Raw genomic sequence first — 15,498 nt, 5'->3', positions numbered from 1 at the left:
CGGTGCGCCCTCAGTGCGCGAAGGTGGCCAGCGGATCGTGGCCGTGCTGCTGCGCGTGCAGCAGGGCCACGTCGAGCGCTTCCATGAAGCCGGCGATCTGGATCGGTTTGGTCAGGTAACGGAGAAATCCCGCTTCCATGCCGCGCGCGATATCGCGCGGCATGGCATTGGCCGACAGGGCAAGCACGGGAATGTGCGCGGTCTCGGGGTAGCCGCGCAACATGCGCAGGGCGTCGAAGCCACTCAGGTTGGGCAGGTTGATATCCATCAGGATCACCGAGGGCTGGTAGGCGCGCGCCAGGGCGATGCCCAGATGGGCGTCGATGGCGGTGAGCAGCTTGAGGTCGGGACGGCGCTCCATCAATTGCTCGACCAGCAGCAGATTGGCGGGATTGTCTTCCACATACAGCAGAGTGCGCAGCGCCGCGCCGGGTACCGGCCGGGCACGCGCCAACGCGGCGGCGTCGGACGCCGACAGCGCCGGCGCCGCGGCCGGGGCCGGGCAGGACGCGAAGTCGACCCAGAAGCGCGAACCGCGCCCCAGCTCGCTCTCGACCCCAATGCTGCCGCCCATCAGCTCGACCAGCTGCTTGGTCACGACCAGGCCGATGCCGGTGCCCTCCTCGGCCCCGCTTTCCTGCCCCAGGCGGTTAAACGGCTGGAACAGTTGCGCCAGCTGCTCGCGGCCCAGGCCGGCCCCGGTATCGGTCACGTACACCCGCACCATGCCGCCCGCGTACGCGGAACACGACACGTGGACCGAGCCCTCGGCGCTGTTGTACTTGATGGCGTTCGACAGCAGATTGATCAGCACCTGCTTGACCCGCACCCGGTCGGCGTGGATGTGGAAGGGCGTGCCGGGCGCGGGGAATAGCAGGAAAATGCCGCGCGCCGCCGCCTGCGGCCCGACCAGCTCGTAGCAATCGTCGAGCACCTCGGTGAGCGACATCGGTTCGGTCGACATCGACACCTTGCCCGATTCGATCTGGGCCAGGTCGAGGATTTCATTGATCAGACGCAGCAGGTACCAGCCGCCCTTGAGGATCTGGTTGATCGAGCGCTGTTGCTTGACCGTGGGCGGCGGATCGTCCGATGCCATCAGCTGGGCGAAGCCGAGCACGCCGTTGAGCGGGGTGCGCAATTCATGACTCATGCTCGACAGGAAATCCGATTTGGCCAGGTTGGCTTTTTCGGCGGCAGCCCGGGCCGCTTCGAGTTCGACATTGTTGGCTTGCATGGCTTGCTCGAAGTGCTGGCGTTCGGTGACGTCGCGCGCGGCGGCGAACACGCCGCGCAACTTGCGGTCGCGGTCGTGAAAGGTGGTGGCATTGTAGGACACCACCGTTTCCTTGCCGTCGCGGGCGCGCGCGGTCAGTTCGTAGTTGGTGACCTTGCCGGACGCCAGCACCCGCTTGATGCCGGCCTCGGCGCGCGCCGCATCGGTGAAGTAATTCTTGAACGGGGCCCCGATCAGTTCGTCGCGGGTGCAGCCGGTCAGCGCTTCCATCTGGTGGTTCACGTCGCTGATGATGCCGTGCGGATCGGTGGTCATCAAGGCGTCGATATTCGATTCGATCAGGGAGCGGGTGTAGAACTGCTGGTCGCGCAGGCGCTGGTCGAGCAGGGCTTGTTCGGCCTCGACCTGTTTGCGGGCGGTATTGTCGGTGCCGATCAAGAGATAACCGATGATGGCGCCCTCGGCGTCGCGCAGGGCCGTCACCGACACCACGGCCGGGAAGCGGCTGCCATCCTTGCGGATATAGGTGAGCTCATAAATGTCCTCGATCCCGCGCGAGGCCTTGAACACCAGCGCCTCGAAGCCGGGCGCGATCGGGGTGTCGAGTTCGTCGCTGAGGCTGGCGGCGCGCGCCACCACTTCCTCCGGTTCGGAAATATCGGCCGGGGTGATGCGGTCGACCACGTCGGCGGCCGCGTAGCCGAGCATCTTTTCGGCGCCGACGTTAAAAATCTGGATCACGCCGCGGGCATCGGTGGCGATGCTGGAAAAATTGGCGCTGTTGAAGATGGCCGCTTGCAGGGCACCCGCGCGCACCAGGGCTAGCTCGGCATTCTTGCGCGCCGTATTGTCGGTGCCGATCAGCAAATAGCCGATGATGACGCCGCCGGCATCGCGCAAGGCCGTCACCGACACCACCGCCGGCTGGCGGCTGCCGTTCTTGCAAATGTAAGTGAGTTCGTAAATGTCTTCGATGCCGCGCGAGGCCTTGAACACCAGGGCCTCGAAGCCGGGCGCGATCGGTGTGCCCCGCTCGATGCTGAGGGCGGCGGCGCGCGCGATCACTTCTTGCGGATCGGAAAACGCGGCCGGGGTAATCAAGTCGACCACGTCGACCGCCGAATAGCCCAGCATGCGCTCGGCGCCGACATTGAAGATCTGGATCACGCCCTGGGCATCGGTGGCGATGCTGGAAAAGTTGGCGCTGTTGAAGATGGCGTCCTGCAAGGCTTCCGACTTGATCAGGCGCTGCACCAGCGCGCGTCCATTGTCGGGCGGCCGTTTGAGCGTGCGCGGCATGACCTGCGCGGGCCGCTTGCCCAGCCACAGGCACAGCGGGGCCAGCAGCGCGGCCGCGCCGAACAGGAGGGACATCGGCAGCGAACCGGCGACGCCGGCCAGGGCCAGGGCCCCGACCGTGTACAAGGTCAGCAGCGCGATACAAAGGCCGGCGAGCGCCCACTGACGCGGCCATGCGGAACGGGAAGAAAACATGAGGTCACCTTGAAGTACGAATCATGAGCGCAAAACCTGGCTCATCAAGGTAGCGGCGAAGCCGCTGTGGTCGTTCTTGCCGCCCGCGCCTAGTGCGGCCGCGCGGCGGCGATAAAACGGGTGACGGCGCTTGATGCCACCAGCGCCAGCAAGGCGTCGGCATCGAGCGGCTTGACCAGATACTGGCCGAAACCGGCCGCGATGGCGCGCGTGCGGTCTTCCACCTGGCCATAACCGGAAATGGCGATGGCGAACGGAATGTGCGCGCCCGCAGTCTTGCGCAGTTGCGTGATCAGCTGGTAGCCGTCCAGCCCGGGCAAGCCGATATCGCAAATGAGGACGTCGAAGGCGCGCGCACGCGCCAGCGCCAGGCCGGCCACGCCATCGTAGGCCGAGGTGACCAGATGGCCTTCGCCGAGCAGCAGGCGGCCCAGCGTTTCGTTGGCGTCCAGATTGTCTTCGACCAGCAGGATGCGGCGGCTGGACGGCACCGCGCTGGCGCGCGGCAAGACCGTGACGGCACCGTCATCGGCCACCAGCGGCAGGACCACGGTAAACACGCTGCCCGATCCCAGGCCATCGCTGCTGCCGGTCACAGTGCCGCCATGCAGCTCGACGATATTGCGCACCACGTTCAAGCCCACGCCCAAGCCCCCTTCGGCCCGCGCCAGCGCGCGCGGCCCCTGGGTGAACAGGTCGAACACGCTGGCCAGGACGAGGGCATCCATGCCGGCGCCATTGTCGCTTACCGTCACCACCGCGCAGCCCTCATGGGCGCGCGCCGCCACCCGGATCAGCCCATGGTCGCCCGTATATTTCGAGGCGTTGACCAGCAGGTTGGAAAACACTTGCGCCAGGCGCACCGGGTCGCCGTCGACGATCAATTCTTCCGGCAAGTCCAACTGTATTTGCTGATGCCGTTCCTGCAGCCTGACCTGGACCGTCTGCACCGAACGGCGCAGCAAGTCGACCAGCGGCATCGGGCTGCGCAGCAGCGAAATCTTGCCGCTGCTGATGCGCGCCGCATCGAGCAAATCGTCCAGCAGCCGGGTCAGGTGCAGTACCTGGCGGTGGATGATGGCATGCAGGTTGAGCAATTCGGTGGAGGGCTCGGGCAGGCGCAACAGCATCGCATTGGCCAGGCTGATCGGTGCCAGCGGATTGCGCAACTCGTGTGCCAGCATGGCCAGAAATTCATTCTGGCGCCGTTGGGCGCCTTCGGCCGCGTCGCGCAGGGTGCGCGCATCGAGGGTGGCCAGCACCAGGTTGCCGTTCGCTTCGCGCAATTCATCACCCAGGGCGGCCTGGACCAGGCCGGCGGCGCGCAGGCTGGCCACCTCGCCGGCCTGCTGCGCCAGCATTGCGCGCAGGGTGGCCGGGTCGGCGCAGTCGAGCGCGGGCACGGCCCCAACGGTTGGCATGCTGCTCAGCGATCCGTCCCCACTGTCGTGAATCGCCATGAATTCCCCTACTCCGGTGGCAAGACTGTCGTCGCGCGCCCGGACAGCAGGCCGGTGTACGCCAGCGCGCCCGGCTCGATGCGCAAGCCGCGCGCATCGATCGTGTAGCGGCGCAAATCGGCGCTGTGGGCGCTGCCGCGCACCTTGACCACGGTCATCACCTTGGCCAGGGTGCCGTCCAGCTCGACATAGCGCATGGCGACGATGGCGTCGGCCAGGAAACTGGTATCGGACTGGCTGAAGCGCAGTTCGGTGAAGCGGTCGTCCAGGCCCATCGTCACCACCACCGTCACACCAAGGCGCGCCAGCCCGGCCAGGATGCGGAACACTGAGGACCGGTAGTCACCCTGGAACTCCGGCGCCAGGTACAGGCTGACCTCGGACAGCGAATCGATCACCACGCGGGTGGCGCCGCTGCGTTCCACCGCCGTGATGAGGTCGTCGAGAATTTCCTCGACCGACAGATCGAGCGAGCGGCTCTGGACCAGGGCCACGTGGCCGTCGCGCACCAAGGTGTCCAGTTCGGCGTTGCGCAAATGCGCCGCGCCTTTTTCGAAGCAGGCAATCACACCGCGTTCGCCCCGGCGCGCGCCGTGCGCCAGGAAAGCCGTGCCGAGGATGGTCTTGCCCGAACCGGATGGGCCGACCACCATCGCCGCATGTCCCTGCGGCAAGCCGCCACCGAGCATGGCATCGAGTTCCGTATTGCCCGTCGAGATACGCGCCGGCGCACTGGCCTGGGCCGGCGTGCCGGCCAGCGGCGGCAGCATGCGCGGATAAATCTTCAAGCCATGTGCGTCGATGCGGAAGGTGTGCGCGCCCAGCAAGTGGGCCTGGCCGCGCATCTTGACGATGCGGATCTTGCGCACCGAGGAATTGCCGGCGATATCGTTACTCAAGGACAGCATGCCATCGGCCACGGTCATGATCGGATTGGCCTCGATGTCGGCGTTGGCGTATTCGCCGATCAGAAAGGTAGTCGCTTGCCAGCTGGTCATGCGGGTGCCGAGTTCCTGGATGAAATACTGGAGATCGCTCACGCCCTCGTTGCCGTTTTTCGCCATCTGCACCACCGAGCGGAACGAATCGACGAACACCAGGCCCGGCGAAAACGCCTCGACTTCGCGCGTGATGCGTTCGAGCACGCCGCTGAAGTCGCCGGCGCGCAAGTCGTCGGCCAGATTCACGTAGCGGATGCTGTCATCGACCTTGTCGACATCGAAAAACTGGTATTGCTGCTGGTAGCGCAGCATTTTCAGGGGCGGCTCGCCGAGCACGGTGAAAAACAGGGCTTTCTTGTCCGGGCCGGCCAGCGCGAACATGATCTGATGCGCGAGCGTGGTCTTGCCGCTCCCCGGCGAACCGGCGATCACGTTGAAGGAAAACTCGCTCAGGCCGCCGCCGAGCAGGGTGTCGAGCCCGGGCACGCCGGTCGGCTGGAGGCCCAGCTGCACTTTCAGGTTCATGTACTCTTTCCGCCGGACCGCTCGGCCCATGCTGTATTCATCAGACGGACCGTCAGGGCCTCGCCTATCAGGCCAGACAACAGCCTGGTAAAACTTTGTAGCATCGCCCGGTTGAAGGTATCGGCCGCCGGCGGCTCCATCGCGGCCAGCTGCGTGGCGAGCTGGTCGAGCAGGAGCGCGGCCGAGCGCAAGTCGCGCATGACCGGAATGGGCTGCATATCGGGAAAAGTCACATGCCGGGCGCGCGCATACATGGCGCACAGCGCGGTTTCCCCGATCAGGGGACTGAGGTGCCTGGCCAGCAGCTCCCATGCGCGCAGGGCGGCATCGCGCGCCGCGCCCTCGCCGCCTGGCGGCGCGGCAAGCACCTCATCGATCAGTTTTTGCCGCTTCACATCGCTGGTATCCATCTTAAGCCGAGTAAGTATTGGTCATGTGCACATTTACAACTGGGCGTACCGAAGTATGGGCGCAATCGGGTTTTGGCGCAGCTTTATTGCATTGCCAAATAAGAATATGAGAAAAACAACGGGGGTCGGCAATGCCGAAGCGTGCGCGGCGCGCCCGCGCGCGCTTTGTGCTAGGCTCGGAGGGCACCCGGACGTCCGCTACCCGGTGCCCCCCGTGCGCGGCCTGCACCGGCCGGCACCCTGTCCGCCAGCGCGACGGCACTGCCTTCCCGATTCCCTGAAAGGACATCCCATGCACCAGCTTCCCTCCGGATCACAAGAACTCGCCCGCACGATCCTTGCCGCCACGACCGACCTGACCCTGGCATCGATCCGCGACGATGGCACGCCGCACGCCTCCACGGTCAGCTTCGCCGCCGACGGCCTGGTGCTGTATGTCGCCATCGCCCTCGACAGCCACAAGGCGCACAACCTGCGCACCCATCCGCAAGTGGCGCTGACGGTCAACGCCCCCTACCGCGGCTGGAACGAAATCCAGGGCTTGTCGATGGATGCCATGGCCGAGATGATTCACGAACCGGTGGAAGCGCAACGGGCCGCCGCCGCCCTGCTGGCCAGGTTTCCGGCCTTCGCCCAGGTGGTTGCCAATACCAGCGCCCTGCCGTGGCCGGGCATGCTGTTCGTGCGCATCACGCCGCTGGCCCTGTCCTTGCTCGACTACACGAAAGGATTCGGCCATACCGATTTCTTCGACCTGCGCGGCACTGGCACGCCCTGAACGAGCGCGCGCCTACCTGGCGTTGCTGGCGGCCGTGATGCAAGCGGTGACCGCCTCGGAGGCGACCAGGGCCAGCAAGGCATCGATATCGAGCGGCTTGACCACGTACTGCCCGAAGCCGGCCGCGATGGCGCGAGTGCGGTCGGCCGGCCGGCCATAGCCGGAAATGGCGATCGCAAACGGAATGTGCGCCCCGGCGGTGCGCCGCAGTTGCGTGATGAGCTCGTAACCATCCAGGCCGGGCAGGTTGATATCGCAGATCAGCACGTCGAAGACCTGGGTACGCGCCAAGGACAGGCCGGCGATGCCGTCGTAGGCGGCGGTGACATCGTGGCCCTCGGCCAGCAGCAATTGACCGAGGGTATCGTTGGCATCGAGATTGTCTTCGACCAGCAGGATGCGGCGTCCGACCCGTGCGGCGCCGGCCAAGGGCGCGCCCGAGCCGGCGTCGCCCGCCCACAGCGGCAGCGACACGGTGAACACGCTGCCGCGTCCGGGGCCGTCGCTGGCGCCCACCACCTTGCCGTCATGCAGTTCAACAATCATGCGCACCACGTTCAAGCCCACCCCCAGTCCACCTTCGGAGCGGACCGGCGTGCGCGGTCCCTGGGTGAACGGGTCGAAAATGCAGGCCAGCAGGGCCGGCTCCATGCCGGCGCCGTTGTCGGCCACGGTGACCACCGCCCTGCCCTCGTGGGCGCGCACCGCCACGCGGATGATGCCGCCGTCGCCGGTATACTTGGAGGCGTTGACCAGCAGATTGGCGAACGCTTGCGCCAGCCGGACCGGATCGGCGTTGACCGTCAATTCCTCGGGCATGTCCAGCAGCAACTGCTGATGCCGTTCCAGGATGCGCACCTGCACCGTCTGCAGCGCGCGCCGCAGCAGGGCGACCAGCGGCGCCGGACTGCGCGCCAGGATCATCGTGCCGCTGTTCAGGCTAGCCGCGTCGAGCAGCTCGTCGAGCAGGCGGGTCAGATGCTGCACCTGGCGGTGGATCACCGCGTGCACATTGAGCAGGCCGGCCGAGGGTTCGGGCAGTTTGGCCAGCATGGTGTTGGCCAGGCTGATGGGAGCGAGCGGATTGCGCAGTTCATGCGCGAGCAGCGCCAGGAAAGCGTTGCGGCGCTCGCCGGCGTGGGCCGCATCGTCGCGCAGGGCGGCAATCTCGGCCTCGCGCTGCGCCAGCAACAGGCGCAGTCCGTCCACCTCGGCGGCCAGGGCGTGCTCGGTGGGTGTGGGCGATCGTGTGGTGCTGTGCTGGTTCGCCATGGCGTCCTTTGTTCAAGCCGACAATGAGGGCGGGCGGTCCGAGCAGTATGGCGGCAAAACGCCGCGCGCGTGAAGTTAATTCTTCAAGCCGACGCAACGCCGGTCCGGCCGGCCGCCGCGCCGCTTGTGTGAACCGCCTGTTCGCTCTCCATCGAAGCGCTCCGCGTCAGGGACGCTCGTTGGCGGGACTGAGGGTGGGGAACAGCTTGCCGAAGATGCCGTTCAACACCTTATCGGCACCCATGTCCTCGGCGGCGTTGGCAACCACCAATGCGCCACTCCCCTGCTCCGGAAACAGAACGGCAATGGCCAGCCAGTTGCCGTCCGAACCCTGATGGACCAGCGCCGGGCCCTGGCGGCCGGCGACCGAGGCTTGCACCCCCCAGTCCAGGCCGGCGGGGCTGCCCGGCTGCGCGGTCTGCATCAGCTTGTAGGAAGCCGGCGCGAGCAGCTTGCCCTGGCCTTTGGCGCCGGCCAGCTGGTCGAGATTGAAGCGGGCCCAGTCGGCCAAGCTCATATGCAAGAAGCCCGCCGGCGCGAACATGGCCGGTGCGCCGTCGTCGAACTTGACCATGTTCAGCATCGGCTTGCCGTGCTGGTGACCGCGGTTCTGGCCGTCGCCCGTATTGCCGAAGCCGGCGTGGCGCATCGCCAGCGGTTCGAACACTTCCTTGCGCATCAGTGCTTCGTAAGTGTCGCCGGTGGCTTTTTCGGCGATCGCGGCGGCGATCAGAAAACCGGTATTGCTATAAGCGAAGGCGGTACCGGGCGCAACTTCCGGCTTGTCTCTGAGCGCTTCGGCGATGTAGGCGAGGCGCTGTTGCCCGGTCGGGCTAGTGTCGGTGAAGACATGTTCCGCACCCTTGAGATGGACCAGGTCGCGCGGCAGGCCGGCACGGTGGGACAGCAAGTGCAGCAAGGTGACCTGGCGGTATTCGGGCAACATGCCGGCGGCCAGGTCGGGCAGCATTTTTTCGAGCGGCGCATCCCACGCCAGCACGCCGCGCTCGGCCAGGCGCGCGATCATGGCCACCGTCATGACCTTGCCGGTGGAGCCGATCAGCCAGACATCGTCGGCGCCGGCGCGGCGCGGCCGGTCGTTGCGCTGCCGGCCCTGCACCGTTTGCGCGACGATGGCGCCATCGCGCAGGATCACGGCGCCGACCGCCGGCACCTTGCTTCCCGCCATGGCCGACTTGACGATAGTGTCGAGCTTGTCGGGGGCCGCCGCGCACGCGGCGCTGGCGAGGGTGAATGCGGCGATAACGGCAATCCGTCGAAACAGCATAAGAGGCTCCTGGTTCTGATGCGCGGCCACGAGTGCGCTGCGCAGGGGGGTTGTCTGTGCCTGCCATGCAGGAGGAGCATGCAGATTACAGCACCAGGCGAAAAACAGGCGGTGGCCGGCGACAGGCCGCTATTTCAGGGGGACAGAACGTCAATACGGCGCCGTGGGAATGGCGCTGTGGTCTGTTGGCCTGCGCCGCCATCGGTTAAACTACGGACATGAAAAATTTTGAACTCCGGCGCGACCGCTACGAGGTTTTCCGCCAATTCGACAATCCCCTGCTTAATATCAGCCTGACCCTGGAACTGCCGGATTTCCGTCCGTTTTGCAAACAGCGCGAGCTGCCGCCGTTTCACTTCTTTCTGTATTGCGTGCTGTCGGCGGTCGAGACGGTCGATAACTTCATGTACCGCGTGTACGAAGGTGAGGTCATCAAGATCGACGATTTCATTGGCTCGTTCACCGTGATCAATGAAGACAATAATCTCAATTTCGCGCGTTTTACCAGAAGCGCCGACCTGCGCGAATTCATCGCGCGCAGCGTGCGCGCCGGCCGGGAAGCAAAGGCCAGCCGCGCCCTGATCAATACCAGCGCCGACCTGACGCCGCGTCAGGCCAGGGACAATATCTATATCACCTGCATGCCATGGCTCGACATGCGCGCCATCGAGCATCCGATTTTCTGCCATCGCAGCGCCGATATTCCCTCGCTCGCCTGGGGCAAATTCAGCGCGCCGGCCGGGGAATCGATGACGGTGCCGTTGTCGGTGCAGGCGCATCACGGGTTCGTCGACGGCTATCACGTGCATGTGCTGGCGCAAGCCATTGCGCGCCGGGTGGCGGCGGTGATGGCCGCGCACGCGGGGGATGATTAGTCGCGTATTACGTCCCGTTTCTCACTTTTCGACTTGCGCAGGGAGTTCGGTATGTTCCAGTTTTTCAAGCGCCCACTGGCTCCGGCGCCAGCGCAGCACGACCCCGTCGAGGACGAGCCGATGGATGCTGAACTGGCTGCCTATTTCGCCAGGATCACCCAACGCCGCCTGTTTCATGCCGACGCGCTCGAGCAAACGCTGCTCGATGCACATCAATCGGCCGCTGAAACGAAGCTGATGCGCTTGCACCCGATCATCCGTCAGCTTGGCGGCGTGGTGCTTGACCAGTCGGAGTCAAGCAATTATTACCTGTATCTAAAGCAGGCACCGTTTCGCGGCAATATTTTCTATCTGTCCCATGATGGCGATTCGTGCCTCGCCTTTGCGTCGCTCGATGCCTTTCTGGCCGCAGTCGATAGCGCGAAACCAGCCGGCGGCACCATCGAGGATTTCTATCCACCGTGCGCGCCCTTGTGCCAGGATCAGGCTTTACTGAGCCGGATGATCGGCCATTTGCTCGACCATGACAACGACGATGATGCGACCGTCGTTGTCTGCATCATCCCCGCCATGGATCTTCTGGATGATGCACTGCTTGAACGGATGGCTATTCATATGGATATGTTCATTAGCCAGCAAGTTGCGTTGGAAATCGAAAAACGTCCCACGGCCGCGCTTCACCGCATTGCCGCATTATGTAGTTGGCATGTTCATCCACAAGCAGCCCGGGCAGGCGAGCGCGCGTTGGCAGCGGTGGTCGCATTGAAAGAATCGAATGATCCTTGTTCTTCCGGATCACCGCGAATAAGATAAGCGCGGATTGCACGACGTACCGGCAAGTCCGGCTGCAATCGCCAATCCTCATGCGGTCCCAACCTGGAGAAATGTCTGATGAAGCTTGCGATGAACGCCGCCCTGAAACTCAGTTGCCTTGCCCTGTTCAGTCACAGCGGCGCCGCGGGCGCTGCCACCATCACCGTCGGTCCCGGACAGTCGATCCAGAATGCGGTCAACACGGCGATTGCCGGCGATACCGTGCGCGTGCTGGCCGGCACCTACACGCAAAAAGTCAAACTGGCTGACAAGAACGGCAGCGCGGGCAATCCCGTCACCGTCAAGGCCGACGCCGGGGTGATACTCAGCGGTACGGGACTGGTGCCGAGCGACCGCGAAGGCTTGATCACGATTACCAACTCCAACTATGTGCGGGTGGAAGGGTTCGACGTCGCCAACTTCAGCACGGGCGGCTCGAATACGCCGGTCGGCATCCTGCTGCAGGGCAAGGGATCGCATCTTCAGATCGTCAACAACAAGATCCACAACATCAGGCACACCAGCACCTGCAAGGACCCGTGCGCCGTCGGCGCGCACGGGCTGGCCGTGTTCGGCACCGACGCGGGCGGCATCACCGATCTGCTGATACAGGGCAACGAGGTGTATCAGAACGTGCTGCAGTCCAGCGAAGCGCTGGTGATCAATGGCAATGTCGACCGCTTCGAGGTGTTGTCGAACAATGTGCACGACAATAACAATATCGGTTTCGACTTCATCGGTTACGAAGGCGAATGCGGCGGCTGCGGCGAGAACGACCGGGTCCGCAACGGCATCGTGCGCGGCAATATTGCGCGGAACAATACAAGCTCGACCAATCCCTGGTATGGCAAGCAAGGCTCGGCCGGCGGCTTTTATGTCGATGGCGGCCGCAATATCATCTTCGACCGAAATATTTCGACCGGCAACGACCTGGGTTTCGAGTTTGCCAGCGAACACAAAGGCAAGGCGACCGAGGATATCCTGATGATGAACAACGTCGTCTACAACAACCGCGAAGCGGGCTTGTCCCTGGGCGGTTATTCGAGCTCGGCGGGCGCGTCGCGCCGCATCCAGGTCCACAACAATTCCTTCTACAAGAACCGGGGCTGGGGAACCGAACTGCTGTTCCAGTACAAGGTGACCGACAGCCGTTTCAGCAACAACATTGTCGTCGGCGAAGGCAGTGCGGAAGAAGCGTATGACGTGACCGGCAGCGGGCACGCCAACAATACCTGGGGCAAGAATCTCTGGTGGGGAACGGGCACGGCGTCGGCGTCGCTGCCGGGGACGAAGGTGATTGCCGATCCCAAATACGTGGCGCCGGCGACGGGCAACCTCAGGCTGCAAGCCGCCTCCCCCGCCATCAATGCCGGCGCCGTGACGGCCGCCGTGACGAACTGGACCTCGCCGCTGTGGACCCGCTATTTTCCATCGGGCGCGATCGCGCCGAACGGCGTGGCGGACATCGATGGCGGGCCGCGCAGCGAAGGTCCGATCGACCTCGGCGCCGATGAATTCGGCACCGCGGCGATTGCGGCCGGGGCGACGCGCTAGGCGACGCGCTAGGCGACGCGCTAGGCGACGCGCTAGGCGACGCCCGCGCGGCGGGAAGCCATCGGCAGCCGATGGCTTCGCCGGCTCACAGCTTGGTGTTCCCGCGATACCAGTCGTTGCCGACCAACCGCAGATCGGCCGTTTGCACCGAACCGAGTGCACCCGAGCCGCTGCGGCTTTCGTCAATACTCTGGATGTTATCGATCGCCACCGTGGTATCGCGGTTATACACGGTGTTATGCAGCAGCACGGTTCCGTTATTCCAGTCGACGCTGGTCAGGGTCCCCTGCTCGATCGTGTAACTGCTCGATCCATACGGAACATAGATCATCAGGTATTTTCCTTTCTGGATCTGCAGCAGCTGGCGCCGGATCTGCTCTTGCCAGCCGTCGAATGGCGGTTCGGCATCCAGGTTGGCGCTTTCTTTTTTACTCCATTCCTCGGCCGCCGATATCATGCCGGCATATCTGGAGCGGTCGATCGTGCGCAGTACTTCATCGGCGACGCGCACCTGCTCGGTGTACGGCAAGTATTTGGGGATCTTGAATTCGTCGCGCCACTGCGCCGTGCGTACGATGTAGTCGGCGTGGGTGGCAAACATCGGCAGCGCTTCGCCCAGGCGGGTCCGTTCATGCTCGATCCAGTCCTCGGCTTCGGCGGCGATCTGCTCGTATTTATCGATGCCGCTATCGAACAGGGCGCGGTCCGCGATCTCCACTTTGAGATCGTAAGGATAGTCTTCCTGAATATTGAACTCCGCGCACCACTTGGCCGACTGCGCAACGAAGTCGGAAACCGACAGATCGAATGGATTGATATTCATGTATGTGCTCTCCAGTTAGTGTAGTGAGTGTCATGACCCGCCTCTACCCCTGTTTGACGCCGAGCTGTCGTAGCAGCTTCTTACCGGCTTGAAGACCTGTGCGAACCGAATGAGCTTTCAGGCAAGCTTACTCCCAAATTAACAATAATACAAAGGCAATCGTGCTGCCGGATTTCCTGCTTGCCGATAGCGCGAAAGCCGGCGCAGTTGCGGGCCTCCGCTTTTTTTATTGGGCATCCTGGTCCGACACCGCCACCAATTGCCGCACGAACGTCGTTTTTCCGCCCGAGTCGGCCACGCGCACGACGACGGCATAGCTGCCGCGCGCCGCGTACGTGTGGGCGGCGCTCACCTCGCCCCGCCCCCGGCTTTCGCGTACGCGCGCCGGCTGCGCGCCGCCAAGGTCGCCCCAGTCGATCGTCGCCGTGTGCGTATCGTGCCCGTTGCGGTCGCGAAACGAGAGTGTGAGCCTGGCCGGCTGGTTCGCAAGCGCCGCGCCGATCCGGATCGGCCCCAGCACCGGTGCGTCGGTGCCACCACCGCCCGGACGCAGCAGGACCAGCCCGACATTCGAATTGGACAGGATGTCGCCGTTGGCCGAGATCCTCAGCGAGTGGGTCAGCACCAGGCCGGCCGGCGCGTCCTTCAACAGCGTGTTCAGATCGGCGCCCAGGCCGGCGCGCGACCAGCGAAACGCCCTGGTGCCGGCGTCGCCGGCGCGCCGGATCAGGCCCACCACCGTGCCGCTGTCGTTGATGTCGCCCGCTTCCGAGAGAATGAACTGCGGCGGGTGCAGGTCGACCAGGCCGCGCTTGCGCGAGAACAGGAAGGCATGGTTTTCGTCATTGGGCCGCACGATGCGGCCGACCAGCTCGCCGAACTCGTTGAGCCTGGTCGCCACGGTCGCGGGACCGACGCGGATCGCTCCCTGGCCGGGACTAAACAAAAACGTCTGGAAATCGGGAGCGGCCGCGTTGAGCAAGCCGACAATCTCGCCCCGGTTATTGATCGCCACCGGCCCGGCCGTCGTGGCACCGAACGTGCCGAGGTCGGTCACGCGCCCATCGGCATCCCAGATCAACACATGCGGATGACCGGCCGCGTCGTCGGCGGCGCCCACGCTCACATTGCGCTCGTTGATGTCGCCGGTGAACGACTGGCCGAAACCGGCCGGTACCGGCAGCGGCAACAGCCTGTTCTGCGCGGTCCAGCGCACGGCGCGGAACGGCTCGTCACCCGGACCGGTACGGGAAGCGCCGACGATTTCCCCAAAGTTATTGATGTCCGTGACAAAGCTGTCCCCTTCCGCGTTCAAGGTTGCCAACATGATCCTGCCGCCGTTGGCGGTCCAGCGAAACGGCTGGAAGGGGGTGGGCACCGGATCGCGCGCAAAGCGAATCTGGGCCGCCACCTCGCCCCGGTCGTTGAGCGCGCCGAGCGTGGTGACGAGGGCGTCCGGCGGATTGACGTCGATGACCCTTGCACCATCGAAAAAGCCGACGTGCAAGCGGTCGTCGAGCGCGGTATATTCGAATGTGGCCTGGCCGCGCGCGTTGATCCTGGCAATGTAAATGGGCGGCGGTGCCAGGTTGACAATGCCGTAGATCTCCTTGCGCCCGTGCACGGCGTCCGGCGCGGCGGCGCCGGGAGCGCCAGCCGCTATACCGAGCTCGTCGGCCGCACCCGCGCTGGTGTCGGCCGGACTGGCAAGCGGCCCTGTTGCGGCGGCGTCCCTGACGGTAACGGACGCCAATATCGTGGCCTCTGGCGGCGTGGGCCCGCCGCTGCCGCCGCCACAACCCCATAGTGTTGCTGCCATTGCCAAGGTCCCCGCCGAGCACGCTCCTCGCATCTTCCATGCCGTTTCCATGCTGTCTCTCCGGTCAGTTCCATCCTCGCACCCGGGGTGCGCATGGACCCATGGTGAGCTTTGACGGACCGGGTGGGACGAAGTATCGCAAACTCTGCCTTCAGCGCTTGCCAGCGTATTGCGCCGCCTGGCCTGCCCGCCCCGATTGAACGGCTGGC

The 15,498-nt window shown here is 64.7% G+C and carries 12 protein-coding genes; 4 read left to right on the top strand and 8 right to left on the bottom strand.

The window, feature by feature from the left end; genetic code table 11:
- Positions 1 to 10: 10 nt before the first annotated feature.
- The 4 genes from IV454_RS20915 to IV454_RS20900 all read right to left on the bottom strand — a co-directional run bounded on the left by IV454_RS20915 (position 11) and on the right by IV454_RS20900 (position 6,052).
- A complete protein-coding gene (locus IV454_RS20915) occupies positions 11 to 2,536 on the bottom strand; it encodes a PAS domain-containing hybrid sensor histidine kinase/response regulator (protein ID WP_206092764.1) in 2,526 nt (841 codons plus the stop codon).
- 284 nt (positions 2,537 to 2,820) lie between these two features.
- Positions 2,821 to 4,152, bottom strand: a complete 1,332-nt coding sequence (locus tag IV454_RS20910) for a hybrid sensor histidine kinase/response regulator (RefSeq protein ID WP_206087652.1) — start codon at positions 4,150 to 4,152, stop codon at positions 2,821 to 2,823.
- Between the two features lie 47 nt (positions 4,153 to 4,199).
- Complete coding sequence (locus IV454_RS20905) at positions 4,200 to 5,657, bottom strand: ATPase domain-containing protein (protein WP_206087651.1); 1,458 nt, start codon at positions 5,655 to 5,657, stop codon at positions 4,200 to 4,202.
- Positions 5,654 to 6,052, bottom strand: coding sequence for a hypothetical protein (locus tag IV454_RS20900; RefSeq protein ID WP_206087650.1), 399 nt, complete (start codon positions 6,050 to 6,052; stop codon positions 5,654 to 5,656). The genes IV454_RS20905 and IV454_RS20900 overlap by 4 nt, the downstream gene beginning before the upstream one ends.
- A gap of 307 nt (positions 6,053 to 6,359) precedes the next feature.
- On the opposite strand from IV454_RS20900, the gene IV454_RS20895 reads away from it, so the two are divergent.
- Complete coding sequence (locus IV454_RS20895; protein ID WP_206087649.1) at positions 6,360 to 6,845, top strand: pyridoxamine 5'-phosphate oxidase family protein; 486 nt, start codon at positions 6,360 to 6,362, stop codon at positions 6,843 to 6,845.
- A 12-nt stretch (positions 6,846 to 6,857) separates the two neighbouring features.
- Here the strand turns inward: IV454_RS20895 and IV454_RS20890 are convergent, their stop codons facing one another.
- Together IV454_RS20890 and IV454_RS20885 are read right to left on the bottom strand one after the other, a co-directional pair.
- Positions 6,858 to 8,117, bottom strand: coding sequence for a hybrid sensor histidine kinase/response regulator (locus IV454_RS20890; protein WP_206087648.1), 1,260 nt, complete (start codon positions 8,115 to 8,117; stop codon positions 6,858 to 6,860).
- A 166-nt stretch (positions 8,118 to 8,283) separates the two neighbouring features.
- Positions 8,284 to 9,405, bottom strand: a complete 1,122-nt coding sequence (locus IV454_RS20885; protein ID WP_206087647.1) for a serine hydrolase domain-containing protein — start codon at positions 9,403 to 9,405, stop codon at positions 8,284 to 8,286.
- Between the two features lie 218 nt (positions 9,406 to 9,623).
- On the opposite strand from IV454_RS20885, the gene IV454_RS20880 reads away from it, so the two are divergent.
- The 3 genes from IV454_RS20880 (at position 9,624) to IV454_RS20870 (ending at position 12,647) form a co-directional block, all read left to right on the top strand.
- Complete coding sequence (locus IV454_RS20880) at positions 9,624 to 10,280, top strand: CatA-like O-acetyltransferase (RefSeq protein ID WP_206087646.1); 657 nt, start codon at positions 9,624 to 9,626, stop codon at positions 10,278 to 10,280.
- Positions 10,281 to 10,331: 51 nt separating this feature from the next.
- The gene (locus IV454_RS20875) at positions 10,332 to 11,093 is read left to right on the top strand and encodes a hypothetical protein (protein ID WP_206087645.1); all 762 of its coding nucleotides are present in this window, start codon (positions 10,332 to 10,334) and stop codon (positions 11,091 to 11,093) included.
- Between the two features lie 78 nt (positions 11,094 to 11,171).
- Positions 11,172 to 12,647, top strand: a complete 1,476-nt coding sequence (locus IV454_RS20870) for a right-handed parallel beta-helix repeat-containing protein (protein ID WP_206087644.1) — start codon at positions 11,172 to 11,174, stop codon at positions 12,645 to 12,647.
- A gap of 85 nt (positions 12,648 to 12,732) precedes the next feature.
- Here the strand turns inward: IV454_RS20870 and IV454_RS20865 are convergent, their stop codons facing one another.
- Positions 12,733 to 13,470, bottom strand: a complete 738-nt coding sequence (locus IV454_RS20865) for a hypothetical protein (protein WP_206087643.1) — start codon at positions 13,468 to 13,470, stop codon at positions 12,733 to 12,735.
- A 226-nt stretch (positions 13,471 to 13,696) separates the two neighbouring features.
- The gene (locus IV454_RS20860) at positions 13,697 to 15,289 is read right to left on the bottom strand and encodes a hypothetical protein (protein ID WP_206087642.1); all 1,593 of its coding nucleotides are present in this window, start codon (positions 15,287 to 15,289) and stop codon (positions 13,697 to 13,699) included.
- Positions 15,290 to 15,498: the final 209 nt, after the last annotated feature.

Source organism: Massilia antarctica (genome assembly GCF_015689335.1).
Taxonomy (GTDB): Bacteria; Pseudomonadota; Gammaproteobacteria; order Burkholderiales; family Burkholderiaceae_D; genus Telluria_A; species Telluria_A antarctica.
This window is presented reverse-complemented; position numbering and strand designations above follow the sequence as displayed.

Coding starts and splice junctions, on each gene's coding strand:
- IV454_RS20915 (WP_206092764.1), bottom strand. CDS start 2,536: ATGCCGCGCACGCTCAAACGGCCGCCCGACAATGGACGCGCGCTGGTG.
- IV454_RS20910 (WP_206087652.1), bottom strand. CDS start 4,152: ATGCCAACCGTTGGGGCCGTGCCCGCGCTCGACTGCGCCGACCCGGCC.
- IV454_RS20905 (WP_206087651.1), bottom strand. CDS start 5,657: ATGAACCTGAAAGTGCAGCTGGGCCTCCAGCCGACCGGCGTGCCCGGG.
- IV454_RS20895 (WP_206087649.1), top strand. CDS start 6,360: ATGCACCAGCTTCCCTCCGGATCACAAGAACTCGCCCGCACGATCCTT.
- IV454_RS20890 (WP_206087648.1), bottom strand. CDS start 8,117: ATGGCGAACCAGCACAGCACCACACGATCGCCCACACCCACCGAGCAC.
- IV454_RS20885 (WP_206087647.1), bottom strand. CDS start 9,405: ATGCTGTTTCGACGGATTGCCGTTATCGCCGCATTCACCCTCGCCAGC.
- IV454_RS20880 (WP_206087646.1), top strand. CDS start 9,624: ATGAAAAATTTTGAACTCCGGCGCGACCGCTACGAGGTTTTCCGCCAA.
- IV454_RS20875 (WP_206087645.1), top strand. CDS start 10,332: ATGTTCCAGTTTTTCAAGCGCCCACTGGCTCCGGCGCCAGCGCAGCAC.
- IV454_RS20870 (WP_206087644.1), top strand. CDS start 11,172: ATGAAGCTTGCGATGAACGCCGCCCTGAAACTCAGTTGCCTTGCCCTG.
- IV454_RS20865 (WP_206087643.1), bottom strand. CDS start 13,470: ATGAATATCAATCCATTCGATCTGTCGGTTTCCGACTTCGTTGCGCAG.
- IV454_RS20860 (WP_206087642.1), bottom strand. CDS start 15,289: ATGGCAGCAACACTATGGGGTTGTGGCGGCGGCAGCGGCGGGCCCACG.